This window comes from Allobosea sp. 01N443 (assembly GCF_056399325.1).
The window spans coordinates 1-17,044 of record NZ_JBFTRC010000126.1 but is presented as its reverse complement, the minus strand read 5'-3'; the positions used below and the strand labels follow the sequence as shown (position 1 = coordinate 17,044).

Genomic DNA, 17,044 nt, shown 5'->3' with positions numbered 1-17,044 from the left:
TTCCAAGCCGGGTTCCATCGCGAGAGGGCCGGCCGGTTCTCGGTCATGTCCTCGGCACTCCACCGGATGCGAGCCGCGTCGAGTTCGGGCGTGACCATACCGTCGGGACAAATCACGTAGAAATCGCCCCCCTCGACCGCCCCGATCATTTGCTCGACGACCTGATCGGCCGTCCATGTACCCACGGGTTGCTTGCCGTCGGGGGCATTGGTCAAGCCCGTATAGGTCCAGCCGGGAACCAACAGGTGTGCGCTCACGGGCGTGCCGGTTTCGAGAAGACCGTGAGCAAGTTGATCGGTCAGCGTTTTTACGCCCGCTTTTCGACACCGCGTAGGCCGGGAACCCCGGCGGATTGGTGATGCCCTGCTTCGATCCGGTGTTGATGATCGCCGCGCGACTACCTGTTCAAGCATCGCCGGGGTGAAGGCATGCACGCCATTGACGACGCCCCAAAGGTTCACCTCCACGATTCGACGCCAGGCGTCGCGACCATTCAAGTTGTCGCTGCCCTCGCCAGCGATCGCGGCGTTGTTCATGAGCACATTGACCTCCCCGAAGGCTTGGAAACCGCGTCCCGGAGACGCTCGACGTCCGCGAACTGAACCACATCCCCGGCGATGGTCTTCGTCTCCGCCGCCAGTGAACCGGCTACCTCGGCCAACTTGGCTGCATCCTTGTCGAACAGGACGATGCGCATGCCGATCCCAGAGAATCGCTCGGCAGCGGCGCGTCCGATGCCGCTGGCGGCCCCGGTAATGACAGCCACCTTCCCAGGAGCGAATGGCGTTTCCGATGAAATCTGATTTCTATCCACGTCTCGGGATCTCTCGTCATTACCGGTATGGACCAGGGGTTTCAGGAGCCGAAGCAGCGACCGATCCACGCCGATGGCCGCCGATGGCTATTCCCCTACCTCGACCGCTGGATACGCGATCATTTCATCCCCCCTGCCCTCTTGGAAGCCGAAAGCGAAGGCGCCCGCCTGCCGGAACCTGCAAGGGCGTGGTCGATCAGAGCTCGACCGCTTAGCAGGCAAAGAGACGGTGAAAGTTACGGGCCGTTTCTTCTGAGCTTCATCCCGTTCATGGCGGAACGGCGAAAGGCAATCAGGCCCGCAGCGGCGCGGGGGAACCCGTCGGAAACCACACGTGTCAGGCAAAAAGGCGCCGCCCGGCGCGCGATCCGCGACATCCGGAGCAAAGGGAACACGCGAGCGGTCCTATCAGTTTAAGTCACAGAGCATCGGAAAAAGGGGGCTGCCAAACCGCAAAACGGCTGGGCTAAAACCGATGATCTCAAGGCCTGATGAAACTTCTAACACGGCAGCGGTCGACCAAGACGAGCGCGGGACTTCGCACAATGTTCGCGACGCTGTTTTTCTGGGCATGCTCGACCGCCTCGGCTGTGGTTATCTTCTCCTCGAACGCCAGAGGATCGTCGAGGCAAACGCCACGGCGCGACTAATCCTTCGTCACGAGGACGGCTCGGCTCAAGATCTCGACCAACTGACGAATGCCTTCAGGCGACTGATCGCGCGGTCCCGCAACCGCCGTCCGCTTGCACCCCTGACCTGGATCGTTATCTGGAATCAAACCGATGCGCCTTTCGTCCTCAATCAGTCTGGGGGCGACATCCCGCTCAATATACAAACGTCGTCATGTTGCTCGATCTTGACGCGCAACTGGAGCCCAATCCCTTCATGCTTCAGCGCATGTTTGGGCTGACCTTGGCTGAGACACGCCTCGCGCTTGGTTTGGCGCGCGGCGATATCCCAGCGGACGTCGCCCGCAGTCGGCACATCAGCCGTACCACCGTTCGCACGCAACTGGCATCGGTCTTTGCCAAGACCCAAACCAAGCGTCAGGCGGAACTCGTCAAATTGCTGGCCCGGATCGCGGTCTTGCCGTGAGCGCCACTCGAATCGGCGCGCCCCTTTGGTGTATTCGGCAGACGCCCGCGAGGTGAGATGGGACACCCAGCATATAAAGGGCCCGCGGCGTCCTCCCGCAGCGGGCGAGTGTAGGGTCCTGGCAGTCTGCCGATGAAACACCCAGCAAACTTAGCTCGGCTCGATTTTGCCCCTGGTCATTCGCCGTGTCTGGTCCAGTCGTCGCCTCGCATGGTCCCATCCAGCTAGCCGGAAGCACTGGGCACGAATGCGAGGCCGAGTATCTGCCGTGCATGCCGGAGCGGCCGCGCGCGACGTTTTCGAGACGATGTCCCCGGCGCCATCGATCGCGAGCCGGCATGGGTGGAAGGGGGAAGGCATCCAGCCTGACGGCCGGATCGCGCCCGAAACACCCTCTTCGCATCCAGCGTCGGCGAGCGCGTAAACTCCCCGGGCACAAAAAGGCTACATTCCTCCGCCTTAGTGCCACGACTTCGCCACGAGTATTACAAGGGGTTAGTATGGCGAACCTTCTTTATCGCGCCGGCGTCGCCGGCCTGTTGGCGGCTGGCTGCTCGGCCCAATCGGTGCCAACGGTCGAGTTGATCACGAAGCCAACGTTCGAAACGTTTGCCCGGCTGGGGAGTTGGCGGCCTTGGCAATCGGCTCAACAGGAGAAGCCTGAGCCCGTTCCCATCGTGCTCTCTGATGCTCCGACGGAAGCGAGCGAGCCGATGTCAATCAGCCCCGCGCAGGTCAAAGTGACGAGGGCAGCTCCCAAGCCCGCGCCCATCGTCGCAAGCGCGCCGAAACCAGCCGCCCCGCTGGCACCCCGTGTGGTGCCCGCTGCGATGTCGGGAGCACCGGTTAAAGGCGGGCCCGCTTTCGTCTCCTGCCATACGCAAAACGAGCCCGGTCAGCGCGTGCGCATGGAATGTACCCCTGTCGACTGATAACATGCGCCCCAGTTACGGCCCCTCCAGCAGATGGCCCTCTCCGCGATCCTGATCGTCGTTTGGGCGCGGTGGGCGTAGTTCACGGGGCGCTTTGGCAAGAATAGCGTCTCCTTGAACGGCGCAGCCATCGCCGCATCGTTGTCTCCGAGCTTGTGAGCGGACGAGGTCGAAATTGCTCGTTCAGGGGAGACCAATAAAGCGGAGTTTGGGACCGTCCTCGGTATCGGCAGCGGTGTCGTAGTGATCTGCGGCGGCAAGGTGCGCGGAGGCAACTCGGCAATGCTGTACGTCGGAAGCTACCAAGAGGATCGAGATGCCTTTAGCGCCGAGATCCGTGTGACCCGGCATACCCCGACTCTGGCTGTCGAGAGTGTGTTTGGGAAGGACGACGTCTCTGTCAGCCTTACAGGGGTAGCTATCGACGGCACGATTTCGCTACTAGGCGAGTCGCCAGACGCTCCAGGGGTGAAAGTCCGGGTCACACTTGTTCGCGTTGCCGACTGACAATCTGCGACACCAATCAGCCGAAAGCCGTCACCGACACTGAACCGGCGGGCGATTGAACTTCGACCGGCGGGCGTGCGCCACGATCCTGTCTTGGTGGCACGGTATGGAGCAATGCAATGGACGTCCCGGAGGGGTGACCTCGCCTGACACCGTTGCGCTCCGGTGACTGAACTCTACCAATATGGAGGCCGCATAATGCCCAGTTCTCACGCTGGGCCTAAGGCGCCAATCATTACGATTAAGACCTCTGCTGACTATCGGAGAACTTGGCAGCGTATCAGAGAGCTCGAAGGGGCCAGGCCTGGCTCAGTGCGGTCCCTCGAGCGAAAAATCCTAAGGCTCGCCGCGCGGGAATACGAGCCGCCGTCAAAGCCAGTACGCCCACTCTAAACACTAAATTGCCCGCGGCTCCGAAAGGGTGGCCGGCCATTTTGGGTGATGTTAAACCTCTTGAATCCGGCAATCCTAGGGATAAGTTTCCGGCATCAGCCACGGAAGGAGAAATCCAATGACCGCGGTGGCCGAACTCAAACCGGATACGCCCACTGCCTGCGTCAAATGCCACGAGGATTACCGGTATGCGCTTCAGCGCATCGGTGAAATCGAGGACGCGAAGCCTAATTCGGTGGACGCCCTCGAACTGGAAATGCTCAAGGCCGCAATCGCCGTCTATGAGGCTCGGGAGCCGGTGCGCGGGATACGCCAGAGGAAGCTGAGCTGATCGCGCTCCTTGATTAGCGCCCCCCTACCGGGAGTGGCGCACTACCCCGCTAGCCAATGAGGCGGCCACTCCCGCGCTGCCTCCTCGAACGCCTCCCGCGCCTCATCAATGGTCCCGGCACCATTCAGCACTGCCGTGCAGGCGCGAACAGCATCCTGCCACTTCGGGCCCGCCCCTATCGCTTTCCAGGCAAGCAAGAACTCTGCGGCTCGCTCGACGTGGGTGACAGAATAGGTCACTTCAGGCCGGTCGGCTCGAACGACAACGGGTGGGGTGAACGAATGCATCGGCATGGCACATTCCCGTCCTCCTGATTGACGAACCCGGGTGGAGAAGGCCAGCACGCCGACAAAACGAGTGAATCCGTAGCCAGCCCCCTATTCCGCCTTAAGGTTCTCGGCACAGGCTTTTCCCGAGCGTTGGTCCGGGACGACCTCGTAGAAGATTTTTTGTCCGTCGCGCAGTTCTCGCAATCCCGCACGCTCCAAGGCGCTGATGTGGACGAACACGTCCTGACCGCCATCATCGGGTTGGATAAAGCCAAATCCCTTGCTGGGATTGAACCACTTCACAGTTCCCGTCGCCATGGATGTCTCCTCTTGACGGTGGATAATGCGAAAGCGATTACCTATCGCCGCATGCCTTCTGAGGCTTCCGACCGCCCGCTACTCAATCGCAATGACCGAAGTGCTGCCCCGCCGCTCGCGAAAGAGCGACGGGGCGTTAGGCCGTGCAAGAGCGTTCGCGGCGTCCTTGCACGCGTCCGAAACCCTGCGGCGGTTTCTTTGTTCCCACGACCGAGAGATAGCGGCACGAAGACGTCCGCCGTCGGCTTGCGACCAACGGTGCACCGTCGGGTTCACCGGAAATCTCGCGTCTTCACCTTGATCGTATCGAGATGCAGGTCGGGAATGTAGACGTCGCGGGTTCGAAGCCCCTTCGGAGGAAGCCCACGCGGATCCGGCGTCGGCGAACCATGGTGGAACTCGTCCCCCCGGCCATGAGGCAGCGGGAAGGCGTCGTCGCGCTCCCCGACGCTGGCGAGTTCTGCCGACAGATCGGTTAGACGCTGCGCGACCAGATGAACGACCTCGCCCTCGCGCTGGACGCGGCCACGCACCGCAATCATACCGGCGGAGAGGATGGTGCGGCGATTTTGCTCGAACACCTTTTGCCAGACCACGAGGTTGGCGATGCCGCTCTCATCCTCGAGGGTGATGAACATAACGCCCTTGGCGCTGCCTGGCCGCTGGCGGACGAGGACGATCCCAGCAGCCTCAAGCCAGCGGCCGTCTCGTGCTTCCATCGCCTCGGCGCAGGTAACGATGCGTCGCCGTCGCAGATCCCGCCTGAGGAAGGAAACTGGGTGGCTGCGCAACGACAGGCTGACATGGCGGTAATCCTCGACCACCTCGCTACCGGCCGTCAACTGCCGCAGGAAAACAGCCGGTTCGGCCACTTCCGGGATGATCTCGCTCTGCCGGGCAGAGGCTGCCGCGAACAGCGGTAGCGGCTCATCGCGCAGTGCCTTGATTGCCCACAGCGCCTCGCGGCGCGCCAGACCGAAGCACGGTCGGAAGCCATCGGCCTCGGCGATGTGCGTGAGCGCAGCCACGGGAACGCCACCACGTCGCCAGAGGTCATCGATTGAAGCAAAGGGCYGATCAGCCCGCGCTGCGACGATAGCCGCTCCATGTGCATTAGCGAGCCCTTTMACCAAGCCCAGACCCAGCCGGACCGCGAAGCGGCTGTCGTCGCGGGTCGGCTCCAGCGTGCAGTCCCACCTCGACGCGTTGGCGCAGATCGGACGAACCTCGATTCCATGCGCCTGCGCGTCACGGACGATCTGAGCGGGAGCATAGAAGCCCATGGGCTGGCTGTTGAGGAGTGCGGCGCAGAAGATGTCGGGATGCCAGCATTTGAGCCACGCCGAAGCGTAGGCGATCAGGGCGAATGATGCTGCGTGGCTTTCCGGGAAGCCATAGCTGCCAAATCCTTCGAGCTGCTTGAAGGTCTGCTCGGCGAACTCCTCCTCGTAGCCGTTGGCGACCATGCCCGCGATCAGCATGTCCTTGAAGGACGATACGCCTCCGGTGAACTTGAAGGTCGCCATCGACTTCCGGAGCATGTCGGCCTCGCCCGGGGTAAAGCCGGCGCACTCGATCGCCACGCGCATGGCCTGTTCCTGGAACAGGGGCACACCCAGGGTCTTGCCCAGCACCTTCTCCAGTTCGGGCTTGGGATAGTGGACCGGCTCCAGTCCTTCACGCCGTCGAAGGTACGGGTGGACCATGTCTCCCTGGATCGGGCCAGGGCGAACGATCGCGACCTGGACCACCAGGTCGTAGAAGGTCCGCGGCTTCAACCTCGGCAGCATCGACATTTGCGCGCGACTCTCGATCTGAAAGGTGCCGAGCGTGTCTGCCTTGCGGATCATCGCATAGGTGCGCGGGTCCTCGGCGGGGATCGTTGCGAGGTCGAGATTGATGCCCTTATGTTCGGCCAGAAGATTGAGCCCCTTCTTCATGCAGGTCAGCATGCCAAGTGCCAGCACGTCGACCTTCATGAACTTCAGGGCATCGATATCATCCTTGTCCCACTCGATAACCTGGCGATCAGCCATGGCGGCAGGCTCGATCGGCACGAGATCGTCGAGCCGGTCATGGGTGAGCACAAATCCACCAGGATGCTGGCTGAGGTGCCGAGGCGCGCCCATGAGTTGACGCGCGAGATCGAGTGTCAGCCGAAGCCGACGGTCCTTGAGATTGAGGTTCAGCTCTTCGACATGGCGCGGCTCTACGCCACCTTCGGACCAGGCCCAGACATGCGAGGACAAAGTGCCAATCAAGTCGTCCGGCAGGCCAAGGGCTTTTCCGACGTCCCGGAGCGCGCCCTTGGTGCGATAGCGGATGACGGTCGAGCACAAGGCCGCGTGATCGCGACCATAGGTGTCGAAAATCCACTGCATGACGATCTCGCGCCGCTCATGCTCGAAATCGACGTCGATGTCCGGCGGCTCTCGGCGCTCCTCCGAAACGAAGCGCTCGAACAGCAAATCGTTGCGGCCCGGATCGATCGAGGTGATGCCGAGCACGTAGCAGACTGCCGAGTTCGCCGCTGAGCCGCGGCCCTGGCACAGAATGTCCTTCGACCGGGCGAAGCGAACGATCGAGTTCACCGTCAGGAAATATGGCGCGTAGCCCAGCTTCTCGATCAACCGAAGCTCGTGCCGAAGGGCCGCTTCGACGCTCTTCGGAACGCCTTCGGGATAGCGCTCGGCGGCGCCTTCCCAGGTCAGCTTGTCCAGGGTCTGCTGGGGTGTGAGCGCCGGATCGTCTCGCTCCTCGGGATACTGATAGGCCAGCTCACCAAGCGAAAAGCGGCATCGATCAGCAATCTGTAACGTCCGCGCCAACGCCTCGGGGTAGCGACTGAACAGCCGATGCATCTCTTCCGGCGGCTTGATGTAGCGATCGGCATGCCGTTCGCGCCGGTCGCCGAGGGCGTCGATCGTGACGTTGTGACGAATGCAGGTCACCACGTCCTGGAGAATGCGCCGCGCAGGCTCATGAAACAGCACGTCGTTGGTGGTGACGGTCGGCACGCCCATCCGGGTGGCGAGGTTCGACAGCTCGTGAAGCCGGAGCTGGTCGTTCGGACGTCGGCGCAGCGTCAGCGAGAGATAGGCACGGTTGCCGAACGCATCGCGAAGGCGCCGAAGGCGGAAGGCGCATTCCGCATCGGCCTGATCAGGCACGAGGACAGCGATCAGCCCCTCGCCATAGGCGACAAGATCGGGCCACTCCAGATGGCACTTTGCCTTGCCGCCGCGCTGCTTGCCGAGCGAGAGCAGTCGACACAGCCGCGAATACGCCGGTCGGTCAATCGGGTAGACGAGCACAGACATGCCGTCGACGAGATCGAGGCGGCAGCCGACAACGAGGCGAACACCGGTTGCCTTGGCCGCCTCATGGGCGCGGACGATCCCGGCGAGCGAATTGCGATCGACAACGGCGACTGCCTCGAGTCCAGCCGCCGCAGCCTGCGCGAACAGTTGCTCACATGAGGAGGCGCCACGCAGGAAACTGAAATGCGAGGTGACCTGAAGTTCAGCGTAGCGCGGGCGACTCATCCGAATACCCCGTGCAGAAACCAGCGGTGGGAGCCGGTCGCAGCGTGCTCACCGTCACCGGCCCGATAGAGCCAGTAGCGCTCGCCTGCATCATCCTCGACCCGGAAATAGTCGCGAACCGCGGCCAGCTCGGCATCGCGCTTCCACCATTCGCCGAAAACGCGCTCGGGACCGTCGGCGCGCTTCACCCGTCGACGGATTCCCCGCCAGGTGAACCAAACCGGGGGCTGGTCAGGCAGCAGCGCCATGGTCTCGACCGGTTCGGGTTGAGGCAACAGACGGGATGGCCGCGGCCAATGACCCGGCCAACTCGCCCCCGTCTCGGCCGCCATGGCCGGGATTCGGCAGACGGAACGTTCAGGCACGTCGCTTGCGACCGGAGCCAGACGATAGACGGCGCGCTCCCCGACCCGGTTTGCCAAGGTGTCGACCAGGTCAGACACGTCCGGGAAGCTCGCTTCGACAAGCGAGTTGTGGGTCTGCTTGCGTTCCAGCGGTTCGGCGATGGTCGCGGCCAGCGTCATCACCTCAATTCCGAAACCCGGCTCGATCGTATCGATCTTCTCGCAGAGGAGCCGCGTCAGTCGCCTGACGTCGCGAACCGGCGTGGCCAATCCGACCCGAACCGCCTCTGCACGATTGTCGACGCGATGGCAGATGAGGTCGAGACGACGTGCGCCGAACCCTCGTTCCTCCAGGCGCTCGCAGAGTTGCCCGACGAGCTTGGCGATATAGCGCGCGATCGTCTCCGCGGCGCCGATCGGCTCGGCGAAGGCTTGGCGAACCTCGATCAGGTCGGGCGGCCGAATGGCCTTGATCAGCTCGGCGAGGTCTCCAAGCGCCTGGTCGATGCGGCGGCCAAGCTCCGGACCAAAGCGCAGAGCCAGAGGCGCCCGCGGCTGCGCCAGCAAGTCACCGATCCGCTCGAAGCCCAAGGTGCGCAGCCCGGCACTAACCGAGGACGGAAGCCGCAGAGCCTCCAGCGGCAACGGAGCGATGATGGATGGTCCATGCCCTGGAGCGGCGACGATCGTCGAACGTGTCCTGTAACGAGCCAGTGCGTGAGCGGCGCCCCACGTATCAGCGATCGCCGCCCGAGCGACGATCCCCGACATCGCAAGGCGACCGATCACCCCGTCGAGCATAGCGTTCTCGCCGCCGTGTAAATGGTCTGCCCCGGTCGAGTCGATGACGATGCCGTCCGGCGGATCGGGTGCGACGACAGGTGCGATACGCTCCAGAATCCAGACAGCCAGCCGATCGAGTCCATCGGCGTCAGCGGCCGGATCGGCATCCTCGACGATCAGACCCGGAACGAGTACCTGCGCCTTTGTCGCGGGCATGCCGATGCAAAGACCGGCGGCCTGAGCCGCAGCATCCGCTCCCAGCACCACTCGCCTGTTTCCGTCGCGGCCGATCAGGACGAGCGGCACCTCAGGCGGAGGCGCTGCGTCGCCAGCCTTCCGCCGCGCCCGGTCGGTGGACCAGGTCGGCAGGAAGAGCGAGACAACCCGTGTCATCGCACGCCTCCAACTCGAAATCTGCACTGTCGCCGGCACGGGCCCGGATGAGCTCGACCAGCCAGCGAGGCCGTCCCACGCCGGGAACCGGCAGCGGCGAGGATGGCATCACCGAGATCCGCCAACGCGTCATGGCCGCTGTCGGTTGACCAAAATCGGCGGCTTCCGCCTGACGCCGCCAACGGCGAAGGGCAATTCCGACCGACCCGGTCCCCTCCGCGGCCAGTTGCAGCCGACGAGAGGCGGTCATGGATAGGCGGGCGACTTCCCCCACGACGGATCCAAGTCCACCGTGCCGCAGTCCTTCTTCCATGCAGGAAAGGACTGCCTTGTCGTCACCGGCTTCGACATAGATCACCCGATCAGGGACAAGTCCGGCCTGCGCGAAGGCGGGAGCAAAGAGGTCCGGCCGCGTGATGCACCACAGGACCCTCCCCCGGGTGCGGGCAGCAACTCCCGCGCTGAACAGTGCGGCCGCGGCACCGTCGATCGCGCCGTTGCCGCCGCCAGCCACTTCATGCAGCGCCCCGAGCGCCAGTCCGCCGCCTGGGAGGCGCGCGTCCACCTCGGCGACTCCGAACGGAAGCACCGCTTTCGCGCGCCGGTTCGTGCCTTCGATCCTTGCGATCTGCTCGCGCAGAGACTGTATGGCGAGCTCGGACCGCACAATTGTTGGTGTCCTCTGAAAATGGGCGGGCCGCCATGTTCCCTTTTTGTTCCTACTTCACTACTCGGAAGTCAAGATGAGGTCAGCAATGCGATATCCGCTCTGAGGCCTCAGAGCGGTCCAGCCACATCCGGATTCATGGCGACAAAGAGTTCAGCCTGACGCTGAAACAACGTCCATGCCGGATCATTCTCCAATCGTCCGGCAGGCATGATATTGAAAATCGCAACAGCTCGGGCTGGCTGGTCGGGGTCTATCCGCGCAGCGCGACACATTGCCCTAGCAATTCTCTGGATACGCGGATCACCCGAATAATCCGCGGCGGTCACCGGTGCGTTCACCGGCTCGGCTTCAAATGTCAGAGGCATAGCGGACCTCCAAGTCTCTCCCCCCAAGCTCAGCCCCTGGCCCAAACGATCGGACCTGCCCTCGGGTTCCGGAAAATACGCGCATCGTTCGCCCGGGTCCTCGATGGCACATTCACCGGTGCGTATGCCGCCGGCCGAAGGCAGCAGGATGCCTCCGTTCTCCTCGAAGACACGGAAGCAGGTCGACGGTGCCGTTGGCCTGCCCGCGCCCAGTTCGCTTGAATTCCCGCCCTGAGCGAACTCAACTTGCGGCTTCAAACCGGTCGGCCATTGCGGAGGGAGCGGAGCGAGCACCGGCCCCGATTGGGAGAGGCCGTGCCCTTTGGTCTGGAGGTCGCGTGCTAGCGTCCCAAAGCCCGGCATGGAAAGAGAAAGACATAAGGAAAGGGCGAACCACGCGAAACCGTGCCGGTTCTGGCGACCTCTCACAGATCTAATCCAGGAACTGCGCAGGCACGCCCGGGCGCACGAGGGCGCCAAGCTCCTCCGTCCCAGTTGGTTAATCTCACGCAGCCATGCGACGTCGTTTTGCTGACCTGCGAGGCCTCCGGTGTCCCGTGAATGCCGAATGTTGGCTCAGACAGCGCAATCCAGATGGTTCCGACCGGGTTATTAGGTCCGGGCGGAAGGTTCAGATTCACCTCGGGGCATCTGGTCCGTCGGTGACCACTCATTGCCGCTGCGATCGCTTCCCGCGTCCGTAGCCCGAAATTCGAAGACCGTCCGCGCAACCTGTTCGAGCTTGGATTGTTATCGGTGGGTGACCGTTGGGGCGGAGGAGCCTTCATGGATCTCATCATCAAGCAAATGAGCTCGACAAGCTGGGACCTCATCGACTTGCTCGGCCGTAACGCCGGGCATGTCGAGCTGGCCTTGTCCGGAAGCTTCCGCGTCCCGTCGGGCCGAGCTCTGGGTGCTATGGCAACACTCTCGCCGGGGCCGTATTGCTCGTTAGACGCAGCGCTCGCCGCGATCGAGACTCATACGCGAGGCGTGTGCAGACGGCAGCCAGAGGAGCGCGGACACCAGACGCCTACCGGCCCGGACAAGGAGGACGCCTGAAGGCACGGGCCTGGCCGAGGCTCTACAGCCAAGTACGCTGGCGGGATGCGGCGCCAGATGATCTGCAAGCGGGCGGAACTCATATAAATCCCTCCAAACTCGTGGATTCATAACCGGAACCGGACCCACTGATTTTGCGGCTATTGCTGGATCGATCTGCCGCCCGCCAGCCCTCTTCCTTTTGGGAATAGCGAGCTCGGTCCGCATCGCCTTCAAGCTCAGCCGTGCAGGCGTCGGTGGAGATAGAGCGCGCCCCGTGATCGGCTCGATTTCCGTCTCTCGGCCGGGCTCACAACGATGCTCGCGCCAAAGCGTCCTCAGCTTCCTCTTTGGTTTCGAAGGGACCCGAAAGTTCATCGAACCCTCGATCCTCCCAAGATGGAAGGACGTAGACAGGAACAATGCCGTCTTTCCAAGCGACGATAGTCTCGATGACCTATCCCGGCTTGCCGGGTTCGTAGCGGGAAAGTTCTACTACGCGTTCAGACGGACGAGATGATGGAGTGCCTTTCTCATCGACCACCAGCCCTGCCGCCAATCAAAATCCCATTGCGCCACGACGGTTCCCGCTCCTTCGCGTCTCGCTATGCTGTGAAGAACGGGCGGCGGCGCTGATTCACCCATTGCGCCGCCTAGAGTGTAGCTGCGGATGCATTCCGCGGAATTCGGGAGACGGTTCGCAATCTCCCATCGCCCCCTTTGATGATCACGCGGGCAGAAGAACACACCGATCGCCACCTCCCGCATCATCCCAGGGGCCAGCCCGAAAATGCCGACCATGAATAATTATTCATGGAACCAACAACTTAGCATGTCGTTTCCTCGCTGGCGGGGGCTAACAGGAGATCCACTATGATCAAGAAGATTGTTCTTGTTGCTGCACTGGCAGCCATGCCTGCGACCGTGTTTGCGCAGTCCAGCTCCGGAGCAGCAGGTGGGGCCGCCGCCGGCGCAGGAACCGGAGCTGTCGGCGGTGCGATTGTCGGGGGGCCAGCGGGAGCCGCGGTAGGAGCAGTCGGTGGCGCCGCGGCTGGCGCGATCGTCGGTGGCATTGCGGCCGACCAGCGCACCGAGTTCCGCACCTATGTGAAGGAGCAGAAGGTGCCTTCGGTGACTTACCGCGAGAAGGTCGTGGTCGGCGCTACTCTTCCCGAAACCGTCACCTATCGAGAGGTTCCGGCTCGATACGGAAAAACCCAGTATCGCTACACCGTCGTGAACGATCAGACGGTGCTGGTCGAGCCGAAGACCCGCAAGATCGTTCAGATCATCGAATAATCACTTAGCCACGGAGAGGCCCGCCACGACCGGCGGGCCTTTCCGCCGCCGTGTTGGCGTGTTGGCCATCGGAGCCCTGCGATCCCAGGCGGTGGAGCGACGCTTCTTCCGAACCACGCCAAGCCTTGCTTTGTGATGCCGGTCCGTGCGCCTCATTCCGACCTTTTCTGGCATCGTCCTCAACCGTCGCGGCGTTGGGCAACTTTTTTGAGTGCCCGAAGTTCCCTCGCTTTGGGAGTGACCGAATTGCGCGCTCAACGTCTGCTTGCCCRATTGTCATTGGCGGCCCTGATCGGAGTTGGGGGATCGATCATCGCCAGGCAGTTCGAGGGGCGCGCCAAGGGGGGCGCCAAGGGGCCCGCAAAGGGTGGCGGACACACGGGATTTCGCAAAGGGGAAGATGCGAAGGCACCGACCGAGATTCCCCCTGGGGGCTGGGCAGCGATCCTCCGACGGACCTATGCCGAGGTCGGGAAGGACCGGGTGCTGGCCGTGGCCGCCGGTGTCACCTTCTATGGGCTGCTTGCGCTGTTTCCGGCCATCACCGCCTTCGTTTCGCTGTACGGGATCATTGCCGATCCGGCCACTGTCGCGGGCGAATTGGCAATGGCGGAAGGCTTGTTGCCATCCGGCGCCCTCGAGGTCGTTCGCGATCAGATCACCCGGATCGCCACAGGCGATGAAACGAAGCTCGGAATAGCGTTCCTGATCAGCCTCGGTCTGTCGGCATGGAGCGCGAATGCTGGTGTGAAGGCGCTCTTCGATGCGTTGAACGTCGCCTACGGCGAGGAGGAGAAGCGCAGCTTCCTCCGACTAAACCTGACCACGCTCGGCTTCACACTTGCAATCCTCCTCTTCGCCTTGCTGGCACTCGGCGCCATCGCCGCCGTGCCCGTGTTGCTGGAATTCCTGTACCTGGGTCCGGCAGCAGAATGGATTCTCTGGCTCGGGCGCTGGCCGGCCGTGATCCTCGTCCTGATGCTCGGGCTTTCCGCTCTCTATCGGTTTGGACCCAGCCGCGACAACGCACAGTGGAAATGGGTCAGTCCCGGTGCCATTCTGGCCAGCGTGAGCTGGCTGGTCGGCTCGCTCGCGTTCTCCTGGTACGTCGCGACTTTCGAGGATTACAACAAGACCTATGGCACGCTCGGCGCAGTTGTCGCGCTGCTGATGTGGATGTGGCTGTCAGCGACGATCGTACTGGTCGGAGCTGAACTGAATTCAGAAGCCGAACGCCAGACCTTGCGGGACACGACCAAGGGCCCGCCGGAGCCAATCGGGTTTCGAGGTGCTGACGCAGCGGATAACAAGGGGTGACGGCCACCGCCGACTGGGCGCGAAAGCTCGGAAACGCTCTTGGCCGTCACGTCTCGCGGGTCAGTGTCGTTCCATCTTCAGTGATTTCAAAGATGTGATCGTCAACGAGACGCACGTCCCGTCCATCGGCCAAGCCGTATGATATGAGGCCCCGCTCAGCGCCATCGCTTTTGAATAGGCGGGTTAGGAGTGGAAGCTTTCGCCTGACGATGACGATGAGCAACCGCCCTCACCCATCACGGCATTCTACCCGGTAGAGTTCCTTCATACCGACTCTCCTCGAAAGCCTCCCGCGCGTTTTCTTTAGCGGTCCGCCGGTCCGCTGCGTTCCGGCCCCCTCGCGGATCATCCGGGTGAAGGTCGGGCCGAGCGTGGCCCGCTGCCGGAGCGCCAGGGCGACGCCCAGCGCTCGTCGATCAGCGGAAAGTTCGCGACGCTGGATGGGCTACCTGATATGGATAAGGCGGGGCTGTGTGATCCACAGTGGTGGTCGTGATGCGCGAAGAGTTTCCAGCTCATCCGCACCCTCATCGCAGGCTTGCGGCTATCCTCGCGGCGGACATCGTTGGTTACAGCCAGATGATGGGTCACGACGAGGAAGGAACGGTTCGCCGGCTGAAGCAGGTTCGCCGCGAGATCGTCGATCCCACACTTGAAGAGCACTACGGGAGGCTCATAAAGAACACCGGCGATGGCTTCCTCGCTATGTTCGACAGTCCGCTCGAAGCCGTGAGATGCGCGATTGTCATTCAGCAGTCCGTGACGGCAAGGAACACCGATCTTCCGCGTGAACACAGGCTTCAATACCGGATAGGGGTGAACCTAGGCGACGTTATCGTTGAGCCGGACGATGTCTTCGGCGATGGCGTCAACATCGCCGCGCGCCTGGAGGCTCTAGCGACCCCCGGCGGCGTCTATATCTCCGGCGGAGTCTACGAACAGATCAAGAATAAGCTGGTCTGCGGATATCAGTCGCTTGGCGACGAGAAGCTGAAGAACATCACCGATCCTGTTCGCATCTATCGTGTGCTTCCCGATCCAGCTTCCTTCACTCGCGCGACGAAAAAAAGACGCCTATTTTTGATACCTGCGGGGATCGCGGCAGCATTTGCGCTGCGAAACCTGCCCCGAAATGATCCGCATACCCGGCGGGGCTTTTCGGATGGGTAGCGACGAAGACCCCTCGGAACAACCGATCCGGACCGTGACCATCTCGCCGTTTGCAATCGGTCTGTCGCCCATCTCCGTCGCCGAGTGGAACCGATGCGCGGCCGCAAAGGGCTGCAACTTCTCGCTCGACGGAAGCGACACAACGCCAGCCCGCAATCTGAGCTGGCTCGATGCCAAGCAATATGTGGACTGGCTCGCGCAATTGACCGGTAAGCCATACCGTTTGCCGAGCGAAGCGGAGTGGGAATACGCCGCAAGGGCGGGCACCTCGACCCGCTTTTGGTGGGGTCGAGAGCTCGAACCCGGTAACGCCAATTGCAGGGACTGCGGCGGGCCTCAAGATCCGAAGGTTCCGATGCCGGTCGGCAGTTTCGCGCGCAATGCATTCGGGGGTGCCGATTTCGGAGGCGGCGTCGCGCAGTGGGTGGCCGATTGCTGGCTGCCCAACTACCGGGATGCGCCGTTGGAGGGCTCCCCTCGGACGGTTGAGAATTGCCGCGAGAATGTCTTGAGAGGCGGCTCCTGGCGAAGCAACGCTGTCTCGGTGAGGCCAGCGAGCCGGACCCATTACGATACGGGCGTCCGTTACCCTGCACACGGATTCAGGATAGCTCGCTCGCTCTGACAGGAGGGTTCCATGGGCCGATCCGCCAGCGGCATCTTTCTCGCCTTTGCTGTAGTCAGCCTTTTCCCGCTCGAAACCTTGGCGCAGACAGCGCCGGGCCCAACGCCCTCCACACCGCAACGGGCGCCATCTCCGGATGCGCGCCTGTACATCATCTATCCTTGGGACGGAGCGCAGATCCGCGGCGAATTCTGGGTGCGGTTCGGCCTACGAAATATGGGCGTGACGCAGGCCGGCAGCTCCGCTCCGAATGCCGGACATCACCACCTTCTGGTCGATGTCACCGATGAGATTGTTCCGGACGAGCCGCTTCCGTCAGACAACAAGCATCTTCACTTCGGTGCAGGGCAGACTGAGGCGAGGCTTGAGTTGCCGCCTGGCAAACATACCCTGCAATTGGTGCTCGGCGACCCCGACCACCGGCCATTCAAACCGATGCTCATTTCGAAGAAGGTGACCATAACTGTGTTGCCAGCGGCGCCGGCGAGAACGTTGAAGAAGGCCAGTGGAAAGGGTGCTTAAGGTCTAGGGAGCCCACTCCTGTGCTCCGGTGGCCCCATCCGCGGCCCGCACTTCTTTTCATGGTTCTGGTATTGGGCGAACAAACCCGGTCGTGGTGAAACTGTCGAGAGACCAGTTCGTTTTCTCTGCGTGGTGGCTCTCCATCCTTAGGAGCCGCACGGCCTAGGTGTTTGATCCCGGGCTTTGATGGTGCAGTCTTTTCGCGTGAGTGGAAGGAGGCGCTATGGGCCAGGTTCACCATGGGAGCGCCACGACGACAGAGGCGGTCCGTCGAGCGATACAGCATAGTCAAGAGAGCCTGAGGGCTCTGG

At 62.6% G+C, this 17,044-nt stretch carries 14 protein-coding genes and 2 pseudogenes; 8 read left to right on the top strand and 8 right to left on the bottom strand.

Going from position 1 to position 17,044, the window contains the following annotated elements:
- Positions 1–766: pseudogene (locus tag AC1DRP_RS24860) on the bottom strand (SDR family NAD(P)-dependent oxidoreductase); the annotation flags it as partial.
- An 891-nt stretch (positions 767–1,657) separates the two neighbouring features.
- On the opposite strand from AC1DRP_RS24860, the gene AC1DRP_RS24855 reads away from it, so the two are divergent.
- Together AC1DRP_RS24855 and AC1DRP_RS24850 are read left to right on the top strand one after the other, a co-directional pair.
- On the top strand, positions 1,658–1,909 hold the full coding sequence (locus tag AC1DRP_RS24855) for a helix-turn-helix transcriptional regulator (RefSeq protein ID WP_476769825.1): 252 nt from the start codon (positions 1,658–1,660) through the stop codon (positions 1,907–1,909).
- 1,950 nt (positions 1,910–3,859) lie between these two features.
- The gene (locus AC1DRP_RS24850; protein ID WP_476769824.1) at positions 3,860–4,072 is read left to right on the top strand and encodes a hypothetical protein; all 213 of its coding nucleotides are present in this window, start codon (positions 3,860–3,862) and stop codon (positions 4,070–4,072) included.
- A gap of 41 nt (positions 4,073–4,113) precedes the next feature.
- Here AC1DRP_RS24850 and AC1DRP_RS24845 read toward each other — a convergent pair whose 3' ends face one another.
- From AC1DRP_RS24845 to AC1DRP_RS24815, 7 genes and pseudogenes are all read right to left on the bottom strand, one after another.
- On the bottom strand, positions 4,114–4,359 hold the full coding sequence (locus AC1DRP_RS24845) for a DUF982 domain-containing protein (protein ID WP_476769826.1): 246 nt from the start codon (positions 4,357–4,359) through the stop codon (positions 4,114–4,116).
- 90 nt (positions 4,360–4,449) lie between these two features.
- On the bottom strand, positions 4,450–4,659 hold the full coding sequence (locus AC1DRP_RS24840) for a cold-shock protein (protein WP_441492976.1): 210 nt from the start codon (positions 4,657–4,659) through the stop codon (positions 4,450–4,452).
- Positions 4,660–4,931: 272 nt separating this feature from the next.
- The gene (locus AC1DRP_RS24835; RefSeq protein ID WP_476769823.1) at positions 4,932–8,204 is read right to left on the bottom strand and encodes an error-prone DNA polymerase; all 3,273 of its coding nucleotides are present in this window, start codon (positions 8,202–8,204) and stop codon (positions 4,932–4,934) included.
- Positions 8,201–9,724 carry a DUF6504 family protein gene (locus AC1DRP_RS24830; protein WP_476769822.1) on the bottom strand — a complete coding sequence of 508 codons (1,524 nt, stop codon included), beginning with the start codon at positions 9,722–9,724 and terminating at the stop codon, positions 8,201–8,203. Before AC1DRP_RS24830 ends, AC1DRP_RS24835 begins: the two co-directional genes overlap by 4 nt.
- Complete coding sequence (locus tag AC1DRP_RS24825; RefSeq protein WP_476769821.1) at positions 9,639–10,391, bottom strand: ImuA family protein; 753 nt, start codon at positions 10,389–10,391, stop codon at positions 9,639–9,641. The genes AC1DRP_RS24830 and AC1DRP_RS24825 overlap by 86 nt, the downstream gene beginning before the upstream one ends.
- A 110-nt stretch (positions 10,392–10,501) precedes the next feature.
- Complete coding sequence (locus AC1DRP_RS24820; protein WP_476769820.1) at positions 10,502–10,759, bottom strand: hypothetical protein; 258 nt, start codon at positions 10,757–10,759, stop codon at positions 10,502–10,504.
- A 433-nt stretch (positions 10,760–11,192) separates the two neighbouring features.
- Positions 11,193–11,547 (bottom strand): annotated as a pseudogene (locus AC1DRP_RS24815) (L,D-transpeptidase).
- On the opposite strand from AC1DRP_RS24815, the gene AC1DRP_RS24810 reads away from it, so the two are divergent.
- The 6 genes from AC1DRP_RS24810 (at position 11,546) to AC1DRP_RS24785 (ending at position 16,733) form a co-directional block, all read left to right on the top strand.
- A complete protein-coding gene (locus AC1DRP_RS24810; protein ID WP_476769819.1) occupies positions 11,546–11,821 on the top strand; it encodes a hypothetical protein in 276 nt (91 codons plus the stop codon). The pseudogene AC1DRP_RS24815 and the gene AC1DRP_RS24810 overlap by 2 nt on opposite strands.
- An 852-nt stretch (positions 11,822–12,673) precedes the next feature.
- Positions 12,674–13,099: a DUF1236 domain-containing protein gene (locus tag AC1DRP_RS24805; protein WP_476769818.1), complete on the top strand. Its 426-nt coding sequence runs from the start codon at positions 12,674–12,676 to the stop codon at positions 13,097–13,099.
- A 483-nt stretch (positions 13,100–13,582) separates the two neighbouring features.
- On the top strand, positions 13,583–14,416 hold the full coding sequence (locus AC1DRP_RS24800) for a YihY/virulence factor BrkB family protein (RefSeq protein WP_476769817.1): 834 nt from the start codon (positions 13,583–13,585) through the stop codon (positions 14,414–14,416).
- Between the two features lie 495 nt (positions 14,417–14,911).
- Entirely contained in the window at positions 14,912–15,586 is a 675-nt protein-coding gene (locus AC1DRP_RS24795; protein WP_476769816.1) for an adenylate/guanylate cyclase domain-containing protein, read from the top strand.
- Positions 15,579–16,211: a formylglycine-generating enzyme family protein gene (locus AC1DRP_RS24790; RefSeq protein ID WP_476769815.1), complete on the top strand. Its 633-nt coding sequence runs from the start codon at positions 15,579–15,581 to the stop codon at positions 16,209–16,211. Before AC1DRP_RS24795 ends, AC1DRP_RS24790 begins: the two co-directional genes overlap by 8 nt.
- Before the next feature lie 12 nt (positions 16,212–16,223).
- Positions 16,224–16,733: a DUF4399 domain-containing protein gene (locus tag AC1DRP_RS24785; RefSeq protein WP_441508568.1), complete on the top strand. Its 510-nt coding sequence runs from the start codon at positions 16,224–16,226 to the stop codon at positions 16,731–16,733.
- Positions 16,734–17,044 lie beyond the last annotated feature (311 nt).

Excerpts from the sequence above, each read along its gene's own strand:
- AC1DRP_RS24805 (WP_476769818.1), top strand. The coding sequence starts at position 12,674 with ATGATCAAGAAGATTGTTCTTGTTGCTGCACTGGCAGCCATGCCTGCG.
- AC1DRP_RS24790 (WP_476769815.1), top strand. The coding sequence starts at position 15,579 with ATGGGTAGCGACGAAGACCCCTCGGAACAACCGATCCGGACCGTGACC.
- AC1DRP_RS24840 (WP_441492976.1), bottom strand. The coding sequence starts at position 4,659 with ATGGCGACGGGAACTGTGAAGTGGTTCAATCCCAGCAAGGGATTTGGC.
- AC1DRP_RS24810 (WP_476769819.1), top strand. The coding sequence starts at position 11,546 with ATGGATCTCATCATCAAGCAAATGAGCTCGACAAGCTGGGACCTCATC.
- AC1DRP_RS24820 (WP_476769820.1), bottom strand. The coding sequence starts at position 10,759 with ATGCCTCTGACATTTGAAGCCGAGCCGGTGAACGCACCGGTGACCGCC.
- AC1DRP_RS24845 (WP_476769826.1), bottom strand. The coding sequence starts at position 4,359 with ATGCATTCGTTCACCCCACCCGTTGTCGTTCGAGCCGACCGGCCTGAA.
- AC1DRP_RS24785 (WP_441508568.1), top strand. The coding sequence starts at position 16,224 with ATGGGCCGATCCGCCAGCGGCATCTTTCTCGCCTTTGCTGTAGTCAGC.
- AC1DRP_RS24830 (WP_476769822.1), bottom strand. The coding sequence starts at position 9,724 with ATGACACGGGTTGTCTCGCTCTTCCTGCCGACCTGGTCCACCGACCGG.
- AC1DRP_RS24855 (WP_476769825.1), top strand. The coding sequence starts at position 1,658 with ATGTTGCTCGATCTTGACGCGCAACTGGAGCCCAATCCCTTCATGCTT.
- AC1DRP_RS24850 (WP_476769824.1), top strand. The coding sequence starts at position 3,860 with ATGACCGCGGTGGCCGAACTCAAACCGGATACGCCCACTGCCTGCGTC.
- AC1DRP_RS24795 (WP_476769816.1), top strand. The coding sequence starts at position 14,912 with ATGCGCGAAGAGTTTCCAGCTCATCCGCACCCTCATCGCAGGCTTGCG.